This window comes from Stutzerimonas stutzeri (genome assembly GCF_038561965.1).
Taxonomy (GTDB): Bacteria; Pseudomonadota; Gammaproteobacteria; order Pseudomonadales; family Pseudomonadaceae; genus Stutzerimonas; species Stutzerimonas stutzeri_AA.
Map to the genome: position 1 here is coordinate 3,092,998 of NZ_CP139348.1, position 19,004 is coordinate 3,112,001.

Annotated in this window: 11 protein-coding genes, 2 tRNA genes and 3 rRNA genes; 4 read left to right on the forward strand and 12 right to left on the reverse strand. The window is 57.8% G+C overall.

The annotated features are described in order from the left end of the window. Window positions 1-6 precede the first annotated feature (6 nt). Together SM130_RS13980 and SM130_RS13985 are read left to right on the forward strand one after the other, a co-directional pair. Window positions 7-1,338, forward strand: a complete 1,332-nt coding sequence (locus tag SM130_RS13980) for a DUF2254 domain-containing protein (RefSeq protein ID WP_102825447.1) — start codon at window positions 7-9, stop codon at window positions 1,336-1,338. A gap of 154 nt (window positions 1,339-1,492) precedes the next feature. Further along, on the forward strand, window positions 1,493-2,809 hold the full coding sequence (locus SM130_RS13985; protein WP_102825446.1) for an MFS transporter: 1,317 nt from the start codon (window positions 1,493-1,495) through the stop codon (window positions 2,807-2,809). A 38-nt stretch (window positions 2,810-2,847) separates the two neighbouring features. Here the strand turns inward: SM130_RS13985 and arfB are convergent, their stop codons facing one another. Then, complete coding sequence (arfB, locus tag SM130_RS13990; protein WP_102825445.1) at window positions 2,848-3,261, reverse strand: alternative ribosome rescue aminoacyl-tRNA hydrolase ArfB; 414 nt, start codon at window positions 3,259-3,261, stop codon at window positions 2,848-2,850. Window positions 3,262-3,397: 136 nt separating this feature from the next. Here arfB and SM130_RS13995 point away from each other — a divergent pair, with 136 nt between their 5' ends. Then, the gene (locus SM130_RS13995; protein WP_102825444.1) at window positions 3,398-4,441 is read left to right on the forward strand and encodes a metal-dependent hydrolase; all 1,044 of its coding nucleotides are present in this window, start codon (window positions 3,398-3,400) and stop codon (window positions 4,439-4,441) included. A gap of 52 nt (window positions 4,442-4,493) precedes the next feature. Here SM130_RS13995 and SM130_RS14000 read toward each other — a convergent pair whose 3' ends face one another. From SM130_RS14000 to SM130_RS14025, 6 genes are all read right to left on the reverse strand, one after another. Then, the gene (locus SM130_RS14000; RefSeq protein ID WP_102825443.1) at window positions 4,494-6,446 is read right to left on the reverse strand and encodes a methyl-accepting chemotaxis protein; all 1,953 of its coding nucleotides are present in this window, start codon (window positions 6,444-6,446) and stop codon (window positions 4,494-4,496) included. 271 nt (window positions 6,447-6,717) lie between these two features. Then, a complete protein-coding gene (locus SM130_RS14005; RefSeq protein WP_102825442.1) occupies window positions 6,718-8,496 on the reverse strand; it encodes an ABC transporter ATP-binding protein in 1,779 nt (592 codons plus the stop codon). Next, a complete protein-coding gene (locus SM130_RS14010; protein ID WP_102825441.1) occupies window positions 8,489-9,118 on the reverse strand; it encodes a DsbA family protein in 630 nt (209 codons plus the stop codon). The genes SM130_RS14005 and SM130_RS14010 overlap by 8 nt, the downstream gene beginning before the upstream one ends. A 46-nt stretch (window positions 9,119-9,164) precedes the next feature. After that, the gene (locus tag SM130_RS14015) at window positions 9,165-10,100 is read right to left on the reverse strand and encodes a rhodanese-related sulfurtransferase (protein WP_102825440.1); all 936 of its coding nucleotides are present in this window, start codon (window positions 10,098-10,100) and stop codon (window positions 9,165-9,167) included. Window positions 10,101-10,225: 125 nt separating this feature from the next. Beyond that, on the reverse strand, window positions 10,226-10,522 hold the full coding sequence (locus SM130_RS14020; protein ID WP_102825439.1) for a BolA family protein: 297 nt from the start codon (window positions 10,520-10,522) through the stop codon (window positions 10,226-10,228). Between the two features lie 11 nt (window positions 10,523-10,533). After that, window positions 10,534-11,040 carry a DUF2059 domain-containing protein gene (locus SM130_RS14025; RefSeq protein ID WP_102825438.1) on the reverse strand — a complete coding sequence of 169 codons (507 nt, stop codon included), beginning with the start codon at window positions 11,038-11,040 and terminating at the stop codon, window positions 10,534-10,536. Between the two features lie 147 nt (window positions 11,041-11,187). Here SM130_RS14025 and SM130_RS14030 point away from each other — a divergent pair, with 147 nt between their 5' ends. Next, window positions 11,188-12,585, forward strand: coding sequence for a class II fumarate hydratase (locus tag SM130_RS14030; protein ID WP_102825437.1), 1,398 nt, complete (start codon window positions 11,188-11,190; stop codon window positions 12,583-12,585). Between the two features lie 1,074 nt (window positions 12,586-13,659). On the opposite strand, the gene rrf is transcribed toward SM130_RS14030, so the two are convergent. The 5 genes from rrf to SM130_RS14055 all read right to left on the reverse strand — a co-directional run bounded on the left by rrf (window position 13,660) and on the right by SM130_RS14055 (window position 18,874). After that, window positions 13,660-13,775: ribosomal RNA gene (gene rrf / locus SM130_RS14035) — 5S ribosomal RNA — on the reverse strand. Window positions 13,776-13,905: 130 nt separating this feature from the next. Continuing rightward, window positions 13,906-16,796: ribosomal RNA gene (locus tag SM130_RS14040) — 23S ribosomal RNA — on the reverse strand. A 267-nt stretch (window positions 16,797-17,063) separates the two neighbouring features. Further along, window positions 17,064-17,139 (reverse strand) — tRNA-Ala (locus SM130_RS14045). Window positions 17,140-17,169: 30 nt separating this feature from the next. Then, a tRNA-Ile gene (locus SM130_RS14050) sits at window positions 17,170-17,246 on the reverse strand. Between the two features lie 91 nt (window positions 17,247-17,337). Then, window positions 17,338-18,874 (reverse strand): 16S ribosomal RNA (locus SM130_RS14055). Together the 16S, 23S and 5S rRNA genes with 2 tRNA genes alongside form the textbook arrangement of a ribosomal RNA operon. Window positions 18,875-19,004: the final 130 nt, after the last annotated feature.

Genomic DNA, 19,004 nt, shown 5'->3' on the forward strand with positions numbered 1-19,004 from the left:
ATCTCAATGGCTACGGCTAGCAATCGACTGTTTCGCTTCTACCAACGCATCATCAGCAGCATCGCCTTCTACCCTGCTCTGATCACGCTTGGGCTGGTGTTGCTCTGCGTGGTGAGCATCTGGCTGGAGATGACCTGGCTTCAGGTTTACAAGGAAGATCTCAAGCTCGGCCTGGTAAACAACGCCGAGAATGCCCGGCTGATCCTGGGCACCCTGGTGGGAAGCATCGTCTCGCTGATGGTCTTCAGTTTCAGCATGGTGATGGTGGTGCTCAACTCGGCATCCTCCACACTTTCGCCACGGGTTATCCCGAGCCTGATCAGCAGCCGCAACCATCAGATCATCCTCGGTATCTACCTGGGCACCATCATTGACTCTCTGTTGCTTATCCTGACGATTCAGGAGGGTGACGATATAAACGTGCCCAGTCTGGGCATATTCGTCGCGCTGGGCCTGGGTATTGTCAGCCTTTGCCTGTTCATCACATTCATCCGGGAAATATCCCAGTCGATTCAGGTCGACTACATCCTCAACAACCTTTTCAAAAAAACCCTGTGCGAACTGAAGGTCCAGGAGAAAAAGTTCGGCAGCCTGGATAAACGCCCAAGCTGGCCGGACGACCAGAATTGGAAGGTGGTGTGCTCGAGTCGAGCTGGCTACTTCAAGGCATTCAACAGCGAAGCCGCAAAGACACTGCTGGAAAAGCATGATCTGCGTATGACCGTGCAAGTGCACAACGGCTTCTTCGTGATGCCCGGTCACCCGCTGTTCCGGCTAAGTAACGACGCTGATGACGAAGTGATCGAGACCCTGCTTGATGCCTTCGACTTCTATGTCGAGGAGTACGCCAATCAACATTATTTCTTCGGATTCAAGCAGATCACCGAGATCGGCAGCAAAGCGCTCAGCCCGGGGATCAACGATCCGGGCACTGCCATCAAGGCCATCGACATGCTCAGCGTGCTGTTCGCTGAACGGTTGAAGCTGCCGGGCTTCGACATCGCGTCCGAGCCGGACCAGCCGCCTCGTCTATTCTTCATCGAGCTGGAGCTGCAACAGATGCTGCTCGCCGTGCTCGGGCCGCTGCGGCATTACGGGCAGGACGATACGCAGGTCGTGCTCAGCTTGCTGCAGTGCTACAAGAATCTGCTGTATTGCAAGCCTGAAGCCGACACGGAAGCTGTCTTGCTCAGCCATGCCCGTGCGGTAATCGAGCAGAGCGCGGAGAATATCCGTCAGGCTCCAGACAGGGAGGCCATTGCGCAAGCCGTGCAGCGTCTGAACAAGGTGATTCGCCATCACGCTGTGCTGGAAATGCCCGAGAGCGTGGAATCCTGAGACGGAACTACTGCCCAAGCTGTAACGAGCGAAGCCCAGCGCTGTTTTTCTCTCATAAAGCCATTAAATATCAATCAGTTAATTACTTAACCGGTAACCTTACGAACCGCTCGCGGGTTGCCAACATCGTCCGATTTGCCTAGGGTTGTTTGTCATGAAGTCCTTAATAGCCCCCATCAGCTCGCTGCTGGGCGGAGTTGCATTACTACTGCTCGGGCACGGCCTGCTCAATACCCTGCTCACGCTGCGTGGCGTCGCCGAAGGCTACTCGACCGGCCTGATCGGCCTGTTGATGTCCGGCTATTTCGCAGGCTTTCTGATCGGCACCTGGCTCGCACCTTCGCTGATCAGGCGTATCGGCCATATCCGTACCTTCGCCTTCTACGCCGCGCTGGCGGCGGTTGCCGTGCTATTGCACGTACTGATCGTCAATCCGTGGGTGTGGCTGGTGCTGCGCGTGCTTTACGGCGTGTCACTGGTCACCTTGTATATGGTCATCGAAAGCTGGCTCAACGCTCAGGTCAGCGGTGAGAAGCGCGGCCAGGTATTTGCCCTGTACATGGCCGTGAACCTCGGCGCCTTGGCCGCCGCTCAGCAGTTGCTGAGCCTGGACACGCCGATGAACTTCACCCTGTTCGCGTTGGCGGCCATTCTCATCAGCAGCGCGCTGATGCCGATCACCCTGACCCGCCAGGCGCAGCCTGCCCTGCCGGACATGCCTGCGACCGACCTGCTGCAACTGGCCCGCATCGCCCCACTGCCGCTGATGGCAGCGGGCATTTCCGGATTGACCCTTGGCGGCTTCTGGGGCCTCGCGCCGGTGTATGCGAGCCAGGTCGGTTTCGATGCGGCCGGTGTCGGCCTGCTGATGAGCATCACGATTCTCGGCGGTGCAGTGCTGCAATGGCCGATCGGGCTGTTTTCCGACAAGCATGATCGGCGCGTGGTGCTGCTCTGGGTGGCGGCGATCGCGGCGGTACTGGCGCTGGTCATCACGCCGATCCTTGCTGGCTCGCTGCTCCTGGGCTTGATGTTCCTCTGGGGCGGCCTGGCGTTTTCCATCTATTCCATCGCAGTGGCGCAAATGGTCGATCAGCTGAATCCGGACGAGATTCTGTCCGGCTCAAGCGGCCTGTTGCTGGCCAACGGTTTCGGCGCAGCATTCGGGCCGGTGGTCGCCGGTGGGCTGATGCACCTGTTCGGCGCTATAGCGCTGCCACTGTTCTTCGCCGTGACATTGGGCATTCTTGCGATCTACTCGTTCTGGCGGCCGCGCCGGGTGGTGGATCTGGTCACCGAGCCGCACGGCCATTTCACCCCGATGCTGCGCACCAGCCACACCGTCCTGGAGCTGATGCCCGACACCCCCGAGGTCGAGCCCGCCCCGGCGCCGGCCCACGAAGCAGAAATGGTCGACGAGCATCCAGTAGCGCAGGATGAACCGGTGCCTCCACGAACCGGAACCCTTTAGGCATCCGCAGGGCAGGCGCACCGGCAATCGACGCTGAGTTAGAAGTCGATCTTGCCGCGGCCCGCCTTGATCGCGCCGCGCTTGCTCTTGCCCTCCAGCCTGCGCTTCTTCGAGCCCAGCGTCGGCTTGGTCGGACGGCGCGCCTTCTCCACCTTCGCGACGCTGCGAATCAACTCCGCCAGCCGCTCCAGTGCATCGAGACGATTCTGCTCCTGGGTTCGATAACGCTGCGCCTTGATGACAACCACCCCCTCGCTGGTGATCCGACTGTCACGTAACGCCAGCAGCCGCTCCTTGTAGAACACCGGTAACGAAGACGCTTGAATGTCGAAGCGCAGGTGCAAGGCACTGGACACCTTGTTGACGTTCTGGCCGCCGGCACCCTGGGCGCGTATGGCTGTCAGCTCGATCTCGGCATCGGGCAACTGCACGGTATTGGAAATTTCCAGCATGAAAGCTCGCAGCGGACGATGGACGCCCGCGATTGTCCTATGCACCGCGCGCTGCCGACACACTTTTTAGATATTTGCACGCCTGATGCCTTCAGCCGTTCGGCTAAGGTAAACCCCCGCCTCAACGGATCTACACATGGACTCGATCACTCAGGCCCTTCTGGGCGCCAGTGTGCAGGGTGCGCTGCTCGGCCGCTGGCAGGGTCGCAAAGCCCTCGCTTATGGCGCTGTGCTCGGCACACTGCCGGACCTCGATGTGGTCATCGACTACGGCGATGCGGTGGCGAACATGACCTATCACCGTGGCTTCAGCCATTCGCTGTTCGTTCTGAGCCTGCTCGCGCTGCTGCTGACCTGGCTAGCCAGGCGATGGCACCCACACAGTGGCTATTCCGGAGCGCGGCTGTTGCTCACCATCTGGCTGGTGCTGACCACGCACGTGCTGCTGGATGCCTTCACCAGCTACGGCACGCAGTTGTTCTGGCCGCTGACGACCCCGCCGATAGCCTGGTCCAGCGTGTTCATTATCGACCCGCTTTACAGCGTTCCGCTACTAATCGCAGTGCTGGCTGGCGCGCTGTTCGGGCTGCGCGGGCGAACGGCCAGATGGCCCGCCTACGCGCTGATCCTCTCGACCGGTTATCTGGGATTCACCCTGGCCGGCAAGCAGATGGCCGAGCACCGCGTGCAGGCGACCATGGCCAACCAAGGCGTTCAGGCGGAGCAGATGTTCAGCACACCGACACCTTTCAACAGCCTTTTGTGGCGGGTGATTCTGGTGGATGGCGAGTACTACTACGAGACCCTGGTCAGCTGGTGGGATGACGCACCACCGACCCTGGTGCGACTGCCGCGCAACGCCCATCTGGCCGAAGATCTGAGGGATTCGCCGCAGCATGAGCGATTGCAGTGGTTCACCGGAAACGTGCTGCGCTATGACGACGATGGTGACCAGCTGCTGGTGACGGACCTGCGGTTGGGGATGACCGGCTTTCACCCATTTCGCTTCCCCTTGGCCGAGCGCTCGGCGGGAGAATGGCAGCTGGTTGCGCAGCCCGAGCGACTGCCGGCCAACCGCGGTGACATGAGCCGTCTGACGAGCCTATGGCATCGCATCTGGCAGCAGGAGCCGGCGCTGCCCCTGGAGGCCTGGGCGGCCGAATTGAATGGAAACCGCTGAGCAAGCGGCTCGAATTCAGAGCCGCTTGACCCGCTCCTGATACGCCGTGGTATCAGACCCGGAACTGACGAACCAGCTCCTGTAGCTCCAAGCCCAGACGAGCCAGCTCTGCGCTGGCCCCTGCGGTGTGTTCCGTAGCGCTGGCGCTCTGATCGCCGATATCACGCACGCGGGTCACGCTTTCAGAAATATTCTCGGCCACCGCGCTTTGCTGTTCAGCCGCTGCAGCAATCTGCTGGTTCATCTGTTCGATGGTGGAAACCGACTCGGTGATCCGGCCCAGTGCGACACCTGCCTCGTTAGCCAGGCCAACAGTGCTCTGAGTAAGGTCCCGACTGGTCTGCATCTGCTCTACGGCCTGCTGCGCCACCCGCTGCAGATTGGCGATCAGCCCTTCGATCTCCTCGGTGGAATCATGGGTGCGCCGTGCCAATGCACGGACCTCGTCGGCCACCACGGCGAAGCCACGACCTTGCTCGCCGGCACGCGCCGCCTCGATGGCCGCGTTGAGCGCCAACAGATTGGTCTGCTCGGCAACCGCGCGGATCACCTCGAGCACACTGCCAATACGTCCGCTTTCGGCATGCAGCGCTTCGATTGCATGGGCTGATTGATTCACCTCGCTGGCCAGATTGCCGATCTGTCCCACGGCGTCCTGTACCACCAGATCACCCTGCCGCGCCTGCTGATCGGCTTGGCGCGCCGCCAAGGAAGCCTGTTCGGCGTTGCGCGCTACCTCTTGTACGGTAGCGGCCATCTCGTGCATCGCGGTCGCTACCTGCTCGGTTTCTACGCGCTGGGTCTGTACGCCGGCGCTGGTCTGCGCAGTCACGGTAGAAAGCTGGTCGGCGGCCGCCGCGATCTGGCTGACGCTACCACCGATACGGCCGATCAGATTACGCAGGCTTTCTGTCATGCCGTGCATGGCATTCTGCAGCTGCCCCACTTCATCGCGACGGGCGCTGGCCTGAGAGTACGTCAGGTCGCCATTGGCGACGCGCTGAGCCTGCTGAACAGTGCTACGCAGCGGGCCCACAATCATTCGCGAAATAACCATGGCTGCCAGCAGGCCGACGAAGATAGCCAACGCACCGATAACACCGAGCAACATGTAGCCGCTGCGCCGCTGCTGCTGCATGGCGTTGCTGGCATTGGCCAGCGCCTCGTCAGCGGCAGCGATAACCACCTCCGACTGCTGAGCCATCGACTGCTCGAGCGCAAGCCGCTCTATACGACTCTGACGGAACTCGTCGAATGCCAACCGGTACTGATTCAGCTCGGCGAGGGCCTTGTCCATCGACGCCTGCTGATCATCGTTCAGCCAGACCTTCAGGTTGCTGCCGATAGCCGCGACGTTCCCGTGCAGCTCGCTCCAGCTTTTCGCTGCAGCGTCGGAGCTGTTGGCGACGAAGACATTCTCCAGCGTTCGCATGTCCAGAATCTGCTTGGTCAGGCCGGATGTCGCCTCGGCAATCGTCAGCGGGTCGCTACCCTTGAGCCGGTCACCCTCCAGACGCAGCACCCGTACCGCGTCGTACATGTCCAGCTCGATGAATTCGAACTCCTCGCGACTGACCTGCGCGGCGTTCTGCATCTGCGTGCGCAGCGCAGCGCCCTGCTCGATCAGCTGCATGTAGCGGTCGAATTGACGGCCGTAGTCTTCTGCAGCCTGGCGAATCCGAGCCAGGTAGGCGCGCTCTGCCGCGCTGGAAGTTGCCGTCAGGCCAGTCAGCTCCGTATTGAGCTGCTGCAACGAGCTGTGCAACGCGTCAGCCGACGACTGCTGGCGTGTCAGGGCGAAATCGCGCTCAGCGCCACGAGCGCCCAGAATTGATGCGTTGACGCGGGAAAGCTGCTCGATCTGTTGCGCACGGCCTACGATTTCATCGACCGCAACGAACCCAGTACCAGCCACGCCGAGTGTCAGCAGCAATACCAGGCCGAAGCCGCAGATGAGCTTTTTGCCAACCGAGAGATTGGTGAAGAGATTCAATACTGGTTCCATCAGAAAGGTTCCGCAAAAAGGGGCACATCGGGAAGTCGGCAGAGGTTACTAATAGTTGAGTGTTTCAGCTGGATATTTTTGACGCCTTAGGACTGACGGTAAGCGCCGGATGGGTTTGCCTAGCACAACCGTTGATTCGTACACGCGTAGGAACAGGCTGCACCGTGTGGGGGCGGAACTGCGCTCGGACGATAAGTACAACTGGGTCTGTGGCCAAGGGCCGATCGACGAGGAGTTCAGCGCCACATGTTCGGCTTGGTGGCTGCGATCATCAGTGCTGCAGGTGTCCGTAGAGCCGGGCGTATAGCCCGCCCTCGGCGATGAGCTGGTGGTGGTCACCATCTTCGGCAATCCGGCCACCATCAAAGACCAGCACGCGATCAGCCTGTTTTACCGCGGACAACCGGTGGGCGATGATCAGCGTCGTGCGTCCTTGGAGGAAGCGGTTGAGCCCCTGATGCAACGCGTACTCGGTCGCCGCATCGAGCGCCGAAGTGGCTTCGTCGAGGATGACCACTTTCGGCTCGGCGAGAACCATGCGTGCGACAGCTAGCCGTTGCCGCTGCCCGCCAGACAATCGCACGCCGGAGCGCCCAACGATGCTGTCCAGCCCATTCGGCAATTGGCGAATCGTGACCGCCAGCTGAGCAATTTCCAGCGCTCGCCAACAGGCCTCGTCGTCCCGCTCGCGGCCCATCATCAGGTTGGCTCTCACGGTGTCGTTGAACAACGCCGGGTGCTGCAGCACCACAGCAACGTTATCGCGCACGGTGCCCAGTCCGATGTCTTCGAGTGGCACGCCGCCAAAACGAATCTGCCCGGCTTGCGGCTGATACAGCCCCAACAGCAACTGCACCAGGGTGCTTTTGCCTCCACCGCTGGCCCCGACGATGGCGACCTTTTCACCAGGTGCGATGCTGAGGTCTAGGCCCTCGAGCACCGGTTCGTCCTGATAGGCGAACTGCAAGCCACGCACCTCGATTGCGACCGTCGTCTGGCCAGTAAAAGGATCGCGTCCGCCGGCATATTGCGGCTCGTCCGCCCGCGCCAGTAGCTGGTTGATGCGGCCCAACGCACCGCCGGCGGCGTAGAAGGCGTACTGCAGACTCAGCAGTTGTTCCACTGGGCCAATCATGAACCAGAGATAGCTGAACACTGCCAGCATCTGGCCGATCGACAGGTCGGAAAACAGCACGGTAAGCATCGCGGCGGCACGGAACACGTCGATGCCGAACTGGAACAGCAGACCACTGGCACGGTTGGATGCATCGGTCTTCCACTGTGAGGCGATTGCATAGTCCCGCACCTCTCGAGCGCGCAGCCCCAGACGGCCAAGGAAGAAGCCTTGCCGATTACTAGCGCGAACCTCCTGAATCGCGTCGAGGGTTTCGGTCAGCGCCTGGGTGAAGCGCGATGTGCTGTCGTTCTCCAACCGTTTCAGGTGTTTCACCCGCTTGCCCAACTGCACCGTCGCGTAGATGACCAGTGGGTTGAATAGCAGGATCAGCAAAGCCAGTTGCCAGTGCATCCAGACCAGAATGGCTGCCGTACCGATGATCGACAGAATGGCGACGAGCAGGCGACTCAGCGTGTCGCCAATAAACTTGTCGATGGTCTCCAGATCGGTCACCAGATGCGCCGCTACCGTTCCGCCGCCGAGACTTTCGTATTCGGCAAGAGCGATGCGTTTGAGGCGCTCGATCAGGCGCACGCGGATGCGATAAACGATGTCCTTTGACAGTCGCGCAAACAGGCGCGCCTGCAGCACGTTGAACACCAGCGCCGACGCTCGCAGGACCAGTGTTATGCCCAGCATCAGCCCGATATAACCCGCCGCGCTTTCCCAGCTGGCCGGCAGGAAGCGATTCATGACCTGTAGCGCGGTATCGCCCGCACCCAGCAGCACTTCGTCGACCAGCAACGGCAGCAGCAACGGAATCGGCACGCTACAGAGCGTCGCCAGCACGGCAACCAGATTGGCCAGAATCAGTGCTTTGCGGTGGTGCAGCGCAAGCCGGCGAATTTCCGCCCAGCTGAGTTGGTCAGCCATGGGCGTTGCGCTCCAGCCAACGCTCCAATAGCGCTGCCAACGCTGGCAAAGGCTGATAACCATTGGTTACCAACGCCAGTTGCCCTTCGTGCTCGGCCAGCAAGGTGGGGAAGCCGGCGATACCCAGGTTCTCGACCCAGGCGAAGTCAGCCGCGGTCGCCGCCTTGGTGGCCGGGTCGTCATAACATTCGGCGAACTGGCTGCGCGACAGCCCTGCTGCCTCGGCCAGTTCCACCAGTACTGATGGTTGAGTCACGTCACGCCGGCGCTCGTAGAACGCCTGCTGAATCAGCAACGACAGTGGCCAGACGCGTGCCTCGTCGAGGTCGCGAGCCGCGACAAGTGCGCGACAAGCCGGTTCGGTGTCGTAAATCAGCGCATCAGGTAGACCCTGCTCCAGATCGAATGCCTGCCCCGTCGCCGAGTGCACGGCTTGCCAGTAAGACAACGTGCGCTCGCGCCCGGCCTGATCCATCACAACCTGCTCACGGCGTAATCCGCCGACCCTCAGCCCGAGCGACACGCCTTTTTGCTCGGCCTGCTCGGCCAATGCCGTCATCACCGGCGCAAAACCCCAGCACCAGGAGCACATCGGGTCCATCACATAGATCAGTCGGGCCACTTCGATACTCCACTACTGCGTGACGTGCTGGCACGGCGGCCGGCTGTCAGCGATCCAGTTCGCGTGGATCGCGGCCAATGGGATGCGGCTGATTGCGCTCACGCGCCAGTTCGATCTGCTTCTGCCGCTCACGTGCGCCGGCGCGCGTCTTCTCGCTCAGCGTATCCCAGCAGTGCGGGCAGCTTATTCCCGGAGCGTAGTGTTCCGATTGCCGATCTTCCACGGCTAAGGGAGCGCGGCAGGCATGGCACAGATCGAAATCGCCGACACTGAGGTCATGGCGTACGGTCACCCGGTTATCGAACACGAAGCAGTCACCCTGCCAGCGGCTTTGCGCCTCGGGCACATCTTCCAGATATTTAAGGATGCCGCCTTTGAGGTGATAGACCTCTTCGAAGCCCTCACCGAGCATGTAGCTCGAGGCTTTCTCGCACCGAATGCCTCCGGTGCAGAACATCGCAACCTTCTTGTGCTTCGCCGGATCGTAGTGCGCCTTAATGTAGTCAGGAAACTCGCGGAAGGACTTGGTTTTGGGATCAACCGCGCCATCGAACGTGCCGATCGCCACTTCATAGTCGTTACGCGTATCGATCAGCAGCACCTCGGGATCAGCAATGAGCTCATTCCAGTCTCGCGGTTCCACGTAAGTGCCGACCCGCTTGTTGGGGTCCACACCCTCAACGCCAAGCGTAACGATCTCTTTCTTCAGCTTGACCTTGGTGCGATAGAACGGCTGCTCATCGCAATACGATTCCTTGTGGTCGATATCGGCCAGGCGGGCATCGCGGCGGAACCAGTCGAGCAGCGCATCAATGCTCTCGCGCGTACCGGACACAGTGCCATTGATGCCTTCCTCCGCAAGCAGCAGCGTTCCCTTGATGCCATTCTGAAGGAGTGCTTCAAGCAGCGGTTCGCGCAGCGCAACGTAATCGGGCAGCGATACGAACTTGTACAACGCGGCCACAACGATTTTTTGAGTCATGAGTACTTCCACCAGTGGTCACCCGCGTAAAGGGTGGACCGGATACAAACGAAAACGCCGGCGTGGGCCGGCGCGAGCGGAAAGTCTAACAAAGAACGTCAGGACGGTCCTGCGTGCAAGCGCTCCTACTTATGCCCGCCGGCACATACCGGCGACGCAGGCACCGTGCGCTGTTGCGCCCATTCCTCTGGCGTATAGGTATGCAACGCCAGCGCATGGACCTGCTGCATCAGCTCACCCATCGCTGCATAGGCCTGCTGATGACGCTTGACCGAATTCAGCCCGCTGAACTGCGGGCTGACGATCACTGCCTTGTAGTGGGTTTCCTGCCCCCGGCTATGCATGTGACTTTCATCAAGCACTTCGAGGTGTTCTGGCTGCAGAGCCTGCAGGGCATTTTGGACTAGATCGATTTTGCGCATTACGGGGTCTCTCAAGGCTTCTGTTTTTCGAGCTCGGCCGTCATATCGGCCAGCAACTTGTTCACTTCCGGTACTGCACCCTCCAGCTTGACCTGGGTGAGCTGAGCTGAACGCGCGTTGAGCTCCGGCAGCTTGGTAAGCATCTTCTTGCCCAGAGGGGACTGATAGAAGTCGATCAGCTGATTCAGCTCGGTTTCGGAAAATTGGCTGGTGTATAGATCGACCAGATCGGGTTTCAGCTTGTCCCAACCTATAGCCTTGTCCAGCGCGGTGTTGGCCTGCGCCTGGTAGCGCTCAAGCATCGCCTTCTTGCTGTCAGGCGCCTGAGCCTCGGCAAAGCGTTGCGCAAACATCTGCTGCACTTGGGCATAGACGGGTACGGCGAGCCGATCAGCATTGGCTAGCTGCAGGAAACGCTCTGCACTCCCCGCATGGCTCGCGCTGTCAGCCAACGCCGAGGAACTGACACAGATAAACAGCATTGCAGAGCGCAAGGCCTGGGTACGAAACGTTGGCATTGGAAATTCCTTGAGTAGGCTATAGGTAGCCTTCAATGGACACATTCTGCGCCTGGAGTTCCAATGCCTCAAGCCGCGAGCGGCACGCTAGGGGAACCGTCGACACCGCAAGGCAGCCTAACCAGCAATATAGAGCAGGAGCATTGCATGACGCGTATAGAAACCGACAGCCTGGGACCAGTCGAAGTACCGGAACAGGCTTACTGGGGTGCCCAGACGCAACGTTCGCTGAGCAATTTCGAAATCGGTAACGAGCGCATGCCGATCGAAATGCTGCATGCGCTGGCTCTGATCAAAAAGGCTGCCGCGCGGGTGAACAATCGAATTGGCGACTTGCCTCCCGACGTAGCTCGTCTGATCGAACAAGCCGCGGACGAGATCCTGCATGGCCAACACGACGATCAGTTCCCGCTGGTGGTCTGGCAAACCGGCAGCGGAACGCAAAGCAACATGAACGTCAACGAGGTAATCGCAGGCCGAGCCAACGAACTGGCCGGCGGTAACCGGGGGGGCAAGTCGCCCGTCCACCCCAACGACCATGTGAACCGGGCGCAAAGCTCCAACGACTGTTTTCCGACCGCAATGCATATCGCTGCGGCCAAGGCAGTTCATAACAAACTGCTGCCCGCCATTGCAGAGCTTTCCGGGGGCCTGGCCGAGCTGTCGGCGCGGCACAACAAGCTGATCAAGACCGGTCGCACCCACATGATGGATGCAACCCCGATCACCTTTGGCCAGGAGATGTCAGCCTTCGTCGCCCAACTGGACATTGCCGAGCGCACGATCCGCCAATCCTTACCGGCTGTGTACGAGCTAGCGCAGGGCGGCACTGCGGTTGGAACTGGCTTGAACTCCCCCCATGGATTCGCCGAAGCCATCGCAGCGGAGCTTGCAGCCCTTTCAGGCCTTCCCTTCGTATCTGCACCCAACAAGTTCGCAGCATTGGCGGGGCACGAGCCGCTGGTCGCACTATCCGGTGCGTTGAAGACACTGGCAGTCGCGCTGATGAAGCTGGCCAACGATCTTCGTCTGCTTGGCTCAGGTCCGCGTGGAGGCTTTGCCGAGGTGCGGTTACCCGCCAACGAACCTGGCAGTTCGATCATGCCTGGCAAGGTCAATCCGACCCAGTGCGAGGCGTTGTCGATGCTCGCATGCCAGGTCATGGGTAACGATATGACGATCAGCTTTGCCGCAAGCCAAGGGCATCTGCAGCTGAATGTTTTCAAGCCGGTGATCATTCACAACCTGCTTCAATCCATTCAACTTCTGTCCGATGGATCCCGCAATTTCAACGCCCATTGCATTGCAGGACTCGAACCGGATCCGGCACGCATGGCCGAGCATCTGGAGCGCGGGCTGATGTTGGTAACCGCACTGAACCCACATATCGGTTACGACCGGGCGGCCGAGATAGCTAAAAAAGCCTATGCGCAAGGCACCACGTTGCGCGAAGCAGCCATGGAGCTCGGTTACGTTACCAGCGAAGAATTCGATCAATGGGTTCGTCCAGAAACCATGCTCGAATCGGGCAGTGGAAATAGCTAAAAAGAGTCGGAGGGGCGTGGCTACCTCGCCCCGTCCATCAACCTCAATCAGCGTTCGCTTTCCCAGCTTGCAGGCAGGTCTAAATAGGACACGGAAAGGCAGGAGAACGTACGTCGCAGTGATGGCAGTTGGTTCAAGCGCCGAGTCTTAGCTCGCCAGCGCGACTGTGCACCCGCTGATTTTTTTCGCCTGCCGCCACCAAGCCAACGGGACAGGAAACACCGCCAACAGAGCTCACCGGAAACAGGCTCTCGCCACCTCCAAGTTTCGCGACTCCAAAATGCGGCCAGAAGTATTGCGTTCGTCATGTATGGCTATCTTGCTCAGCAAATTCGATACGCATATGGTCAGCTCGGCTGACGTATAGAGTCCGGCCTGCGTGTTCGTTCGCGCAAGCGCTGGCGGCTGGTGTCCAGCAAGTCGTCACGACCGACCTGCCGATTGCGTCGATGATCTGATCGCCAGTTCGCTTCGGACCGCGCCAAACGGTATCGAATCTCGGACATGACATACGAACGGACGGACCACGGTCGGCTGTATCTGGCAGGTGTGCTTGATCTTTCTATTCAGCCGCCGTCGCCGGCTCGGCTATGCGATGCACCACTGCATGCAGCAGCCTAGATGCATGCCGCACTGGAGATGGCCGTGGCACGTCGACAGCCACTACCTGCACTCGAATCGTGGCCGAATCGTGGCAGCCAGTATTGCGCCGATGGCTACCAGGCCTTGCTTCTTACTTCGGCAACATCACATCGGGCCTAGTTATCGCCGCGGGAAGACTGTTGGACAATGCGGCAATGGAGAACTTCTTCCGCTCGCCGAAGGCCGAACGGGTGTATTTAAAGCGTCATGCCAACTACCAGAAGACGAAGATCGACCTGTTTGACGATCCGCTTTTGCGATCACCGCCGCCACTCGACGCTGGGCGACCGTCAGTCCGGTGGAGTCGTTACGCGAGGAGTAGCTCTTGACTACCTGTACACCAGATCAGGAACAGACCTGCCTATCGCGGCTTTCTTTTGGGCAAAAGCAAACCCCCGACCCGCTTTCGCGGATCGGGGGTTTGGGAAAGGAGCTTGACGATGACCTACTCTCACATGGGGAGACCCCACACTACCATCGGCGATGCGTCGTTTCACTACTGAGTTCGGGATGGGATCAGGTGGTTCCAACGCTCTATGGTCGTCAAGCAATTCAGTTGCTGTCTCGGGGTTTAGCCGCTACAGCCAATTGGGTATGTGATCAGGTAATGCGTGTTCATGCTGATTTTCGGCTTTTCTGTCGACTTTCCGTCTAACAGCCAAATTGTTTGGGTGTTATATGGTCAAGCCTCACGGGCAATTAGTATTGGTTAGCTCAACGCCTCACAGCGCTTACACACCCAACCTATCAACGTCGTAGTCTTCGACGGCCCTTCAGGGAGCTCAAGGCTCCAGTGAGATCTCATCTTGAGGCAAGTTTCCCGCTTAGATGCTTTCAGCGGTTATCTCTTCCGAACGTAGCTACCCGGCAATGCCACTGGCGTGACAACCGGAACACCAGAGGTTCGTCCACTCCGGTCCTCTCGTACTAGGAGCAGCCCCTCTCAAATCTCAAACGTCCACGGCAGATAGGGACCGAACTGTCTCACGACGTTCTAAACCCAGCTCGCGTACCACTTTAAATGGCGAACAGCCATACCCTTGGGACCGGCTTCAGCCCCAGGATGTGATGAGCCGACATCGAGGTGCCAAACACCGCCGTCGATATGAACTCTTGGGCGGTATCAGCCTGTTATCCCCGGAGTACCTTTTATCCGTTGAGCGATGGCCCTTCCATACAGAACCACCGGATCACTAAGACCTACTTTCGTACCTGCTCGACGTGTCTGTCTCGCAGTCAAGCGCGCTTTTGCCTTTATACTCTACGACCGATTTCCGACCGGTCTGAGCGCACCTTCGTACTCCTCCGTTACTCTTTAGGAGGAGACCGCCCCAGTCAAACTACCCACCATACACTGTCCTCGATCCGGATAACGGACCAGAGTTAGAACCTCAAAGTTGCCAGGGTGGTATTTCAAGGTTGGCTCCACGCGAACTGGCGTCCACGCTTCAAAGCCTCCCACCTATCCTACACAAGCAAATTCAAAGTCCAGTGCAAAGCTATAGTAAAGGTTCACGGGGTCTTTCCGTCTAGCCGCGGATACACTGCATCTTCACAGCGATTTCAATTTCACTGAGTCTCGGGTGGAGACAGCGCCGCCATCGTTACGCCATTCGTGCAGGTCGGAACTTACCCGACAAGGAATTTCGCTACCTTAGGACCGTTATAGTTACGGCCGCCGTTTACCGGGGCTTCGATCAAGAGCTTCGCTTGCGCTAACCCCATCAATTAACCTTCCGGCACCGGGCAGGCGTCACACCCTATACGTCCACTTTCGTGTTTGCAGAGTGCTGTGTTTTTAATAAACAGTCGCAGCGGCCTGGTATCTTCGACCGGCATGGGCTTACGTAGTAAATACTTCACCCTCACCGGCGCACCTTCTCCCGAAGTTACGGTGCCATTTTGCCTAGTTCCTTCACCCGAGTTCTCTCAAGCGCCTTGGTATTCTCTACCCAACCACCTGTGTCGGTTTGGGGTACGGTTCCTAGTTACCTGAAGCTTAGAGGCTTTTCCTGGAAGCATGGCATCAACCACTTCGCTTTCTAAAAGAAAGCTCGTCATCAGCTCTCGGCATTAAGATCCCGGATTTACCTAAGATCTCTGCCTACCACCTTAAACAAGGACAACCAACGCCTTGCTGGCCTAGCCTTCTCCGTCCCCCCATCGCAGTAACTAGAAGTACGGGAATATTAACCCGTTTCCCATCGACTACGCTCTTCAGCCTCGCCTTAGGGACCGACTCACCCTGCGTCGATTAACGTTGCGCAGGAACCCTTGGTCTTTCGGCGTGCGAGTTTTTCACTCGCATTGTCGTTACTCATGTCAGCATTCGCACTTCTGATACCTCCAGCCAGCTTCTCAACTGACCTTCACAGGCTTACAGAACGCTCCTCTACCGCTCAACTTACGTTGAACCCGTAGCTTCGGTACCTGGTTTGAGCCCCGTTACATCTTCCGCGCAGGCCGACTCGACTAGTGAGCTATTACGCTTTCTTTAAAGGGTGGCTGCTTCTAAGCCAACCTCCTAGCTGTCTAAGCCTTCCCACATCGTTTCCCACTTAACCAGGATTTTGGGACCTTAGCTGACGGTCTGGGTTGTTTCCCTTTTCACGACGGACGTTAGCACCCGCCGTGTGTCTCCCGTGCTGACACTTGCTGGTATTCGGAGTTTGCATCGGTTTGGTAAGTCGGGATGACCCCCTAGCCGAAACAGTGCTCTACCCCCAGCAGTGATACACGAGGCGCTACCTAAATAGCTTTCGAGGAGAACCAGCTATCTCCGAGCTTGATTAGCCTTTCACTCCGATCCACAGGTCATCCGCTAACTTTTCAACGGTAGTCGGTTCGGTCCTCCAGTTAGTGTTACCCAACCTTCAACCTGCCCATGGATAGATCGCCCGGTTTCGGGTCTATTCCCAGCGACTAAACGCCCTATTAAGACTCGCTTTCGCTACGCCTCCCCTATTCGGTTAAGCTCGCCACTGAAAATAAGTCGCTGACCCATTATACAAAAGGTACGCAGTCACCTAACAAAGTAGGCTCCCACTGCTTGTACGCATACGGTTTCAGGATCTATTTCACTCCCCTCTCCGGGGTTCTTTTCGCCTTTCCCTCACGGTACTAGTTCACTATCGGTCAGTCAGTAGTATTTAGCCTTGGAGGATGGTCCCCCCATATTCAGACAAAGTTTCTCGTGCTCCGTCCTACTCGATTTCACTTCTAAGACCTTTTCGCGTACAGGGCTATCACCCACTATGGCCGCACTTTCCAGAGCGTTCCGCTAAAATCAAAGAAGCTTAAGGGCTAATCCCCGTTCGCTCGCCACTACTAAGGGAATCTCGGTTGATTTCTTTTCCTCAGGGTACTTAGATGTTTCAGTTCCCCTGGTTCGCCTCACACACCTATGTATTCAGTGTGTGATAACCATCTTATGATGGCTGGGTTCCCCCATTCAGACATCTCCGGATCAAAGTCTGTTTGCCGACTCCCCGAAGCTTTTCGCAGGCTACCACGTCTTTCATCGCCTCTGACTGCCAAGGCATCCACCGTATGCGCTTCTTCACTTGACCATATAACCCCAAGCAATCTGGTTACTGTCTAATAACGTGAAGACGACATTCGCCGAAAATCCGCATTCTGCCCATAAAGAGCAACTCGCAAATTTTACCTTGACTTGAATAATTACCAGTGAAAGTAACTACCCAAATCTACTTCTATCACATACCCAAATTTTTAAAGAACAGTTCTGGCGCAAAGACCAGAAATCAATACCCTCAAACATCCATCAGATGCCCAAGCAGCACTCATTTCTGAGCTTTCAGCGATTATCGAGTTAATGGTGGAGCCAAGGAGGATCGAACTCCTGACCTCCTGCGTGCAAAGCAGGCGCTCTCCCAGCTGAGCTATGGCCCCATCTACAGATCGGCCACATCCCATGACAATTGGTGGGTCTGGGCAGATTCGAACTGCCGACCTCACCCTTATCAGGGGTGCGCTCTAACCAACTGAGCTACAGACCCAATCGTCTCTCTCGGGTCGAAACCCAATCGCTTTTCGCTAGTGAATCAAGCAATTCGTGTGGGAGCTTATGAAGAAGCTGAAGTCTTCGATTAAGGAGGTGATCCAGCCGCAGGTTCCCCTACGGCTACCTTGTTACGACTTCACCCCAGTCATGAATCACTCCGTGGTAACCGTCCCCCCGAAGGTTAGACTAGCTACTTCTGGAGCAACCCACTCCCATGGTGTGACGGGCGGTGTGTACAAGGCCCGGGAACGTATTCACCGTGACATTCTGATTCACGATTACTAGCGATTCCGACTTCACGCAGTCGAGTTGCAGACTGCGATCCGGACTACGATCGGTTTTATGGGATTAGCTCCACCTCGCGGCTTGGCAACCCTTTGTACCGACCATTGTAGCACGTGTGTAGCCCAGGCCGTAAGGGCCATGATGACTTGACGTCATCCCCACCTTCCTCCGGTTTGTCACCGGCAGTCTCCTTAGAGTGCCCACCATTACGTGCTGGTAACTAAGGACAAGGGTTGCGCTCGTTACGGGACTTAACCCAACATCTCACGACACGAGCTGACGACAGCCATGCAGCACCTGTGTCAGAGTTCCCGAAGGCACCAATCCATCTCTGGAAAGTTCTCTGCATGTCAAGGCCTGGTAAGGTTCTTCGCGTTGCTTCGAATTAAACCACATGCTCCACCGCTTGTGCGGGCCCCCGTCAATTCATTTGAGTTTTAACCTTGCGGCCGTACTCCCCAGGCGGTCGACTTAATGCGTTAGCTGCGCCACTAAGATCTCAAGGATCCCAACGGCTAGTCGACATCGTTTACGGCGTGGACTACCAGGGTATCTAATCCTGTTTGCTCCCCACGCTTTCGCACCTCAGTGTCAGTATTAGCCCAGGTGGTCGCCTTCGCCACTGGTGTTCCTTCCTATATCTACGCATTTCACCGCTACACAGGAAATTCCACCACCCTCTGCCATACTCTAGCTTGCCAGTTTTGGATGCAGTTCCCAGGTTGAGCCCGGGGCTTTCACATTCAACTTAACAAACCACCTACGCGCGCTTTACGCCCAGTAATTCCGATTAACGCTTGCACCCTTCGTATTACCGCGGCTGCTGGCACGAAGTTAGCCGGTGCTTATTCTGTCGGTAACGTCAAAACAGCAAGGTATTAGCTTACTGCCCTTCCTCCCAACTTAAAGTGCTTTACAATCCGAAGACCTTCTTCACACACGCGGCATGGCTGGATCAGGCTTTCGCCCATTGTCCAATATTCCCCACTGCTGCCTCCCGTAGGAGTCTGGACCGTGTCTCAGTTCCAGTGTGACTGATCATCCTCTCAGACCAGTTACGGATCGTAGCCTTGGTGAGCCTTTACCTCACCAACTAGCTAATCCGACCTAGGCTCATCTGATAGCGCAAGGCCCGAAGGTCCCCTGCTTTCTCCCGTAGGACGTATGCGGTATTAGCGTTCCTTTCGAAACGTTGTCCCCCACTATCAGGCAGATTCCTAGGCATTACTCACCCGTCCGCCGCTGAATCAGAGAGCAAGCTCTCTTCATCCGCTCGACTTGCATGTGTTAGGCCTGCCGCCAGCGTTCAATCTGAGCCATGATCAAACTCTTCAGTTCAATACTGCTTGGGTTTTGAGAAAACCCTAAACTTGGCTCAGCAATCGCAAATCTCTTTACAAGTAAAGAGTAACTCTCGAATACTCGAGTGTTGCTTTGTGATGCTGATAATCTAGCTGACCATCAGTCT

What these genes read in the sequence shown, in the direction of transcription:
- SM130_RS13980 (WP_102825447.1), top strand. Translation starts at nt 7, where the DNA reads ATGGCTACGGCTAGCAATCGACTGTTTCGCTTCTACCAACGCATCATC.
- SM130_RS13985 (WP_102825446.1), top strand. Translation starts at nt 1,493, where the DNA reads ATGAAGTCCTTAATAGCCCCCATCAGCTCGCTGCTGGGCGGAGTTGCA.
- arfB (WP_102825445.1), bottom strand. Translation starts at nt 3,261, where the DNA reads ATGCTGGAAATTTCCAATACCGTGCAGTTGCCCGATGCCGAGATCGAG.
- SM130_RS13995 (WP_102825444.1), top strand. Translation starts at nt 3,398, where the DNA reads ATGGACTCGATCACTCAGGCCCTTCTGGGCGCCAGTGTGCAGGGTGCG.
- SM130_RS14000 (WP_102825443.1), bottom strand. Translation starts at nt 6,446, where the DNA reads ATGGAACCAGTATTGAATCTCTTCACCAATCTCTCGGTTGGCAAAAAG.
- SM130_RS14005 (WP_102825442.1), bottom strand. Translation starts at nt 8,496, where the DNA reads ATGGCTGACCAACTCAGCTGGGCGGAAATTCGCCGGCTTGCGCTGCAC.
- SM130_RS14015 (WP_102825440.1), bottom strand. Translation starts at nt 10,100, where the DNA reads ATGACTCAAAAAATCGTTGTGGCCGCGTTGTACAAGTTCGTATCGCTG.
- SM130_RS14020 (WP_102825439.1), bottom strand. Translation starts at nt 10,522, where the DNA reads ATGCGCAAAATCGATCTAGTCCAAAATGCCCTGCAGGCTCTGCAGCCA.
- SM130_RS14025 (WP_102825438.1), bottom strand. Translation starts at nt 11,040, where the DNA reads ATGCCAACGTTTCGTACCCAGGCCTTGCGCTCTGCAATGCTGTTTATC.
- SM130_RS14030 (WP_102825437.1), top strand. Translation starts at nt 11,188, where the DNA reads ATGACGCGTATAGAAACCGACAGCCTGGGACCAGTCGAAGTACCGGAA.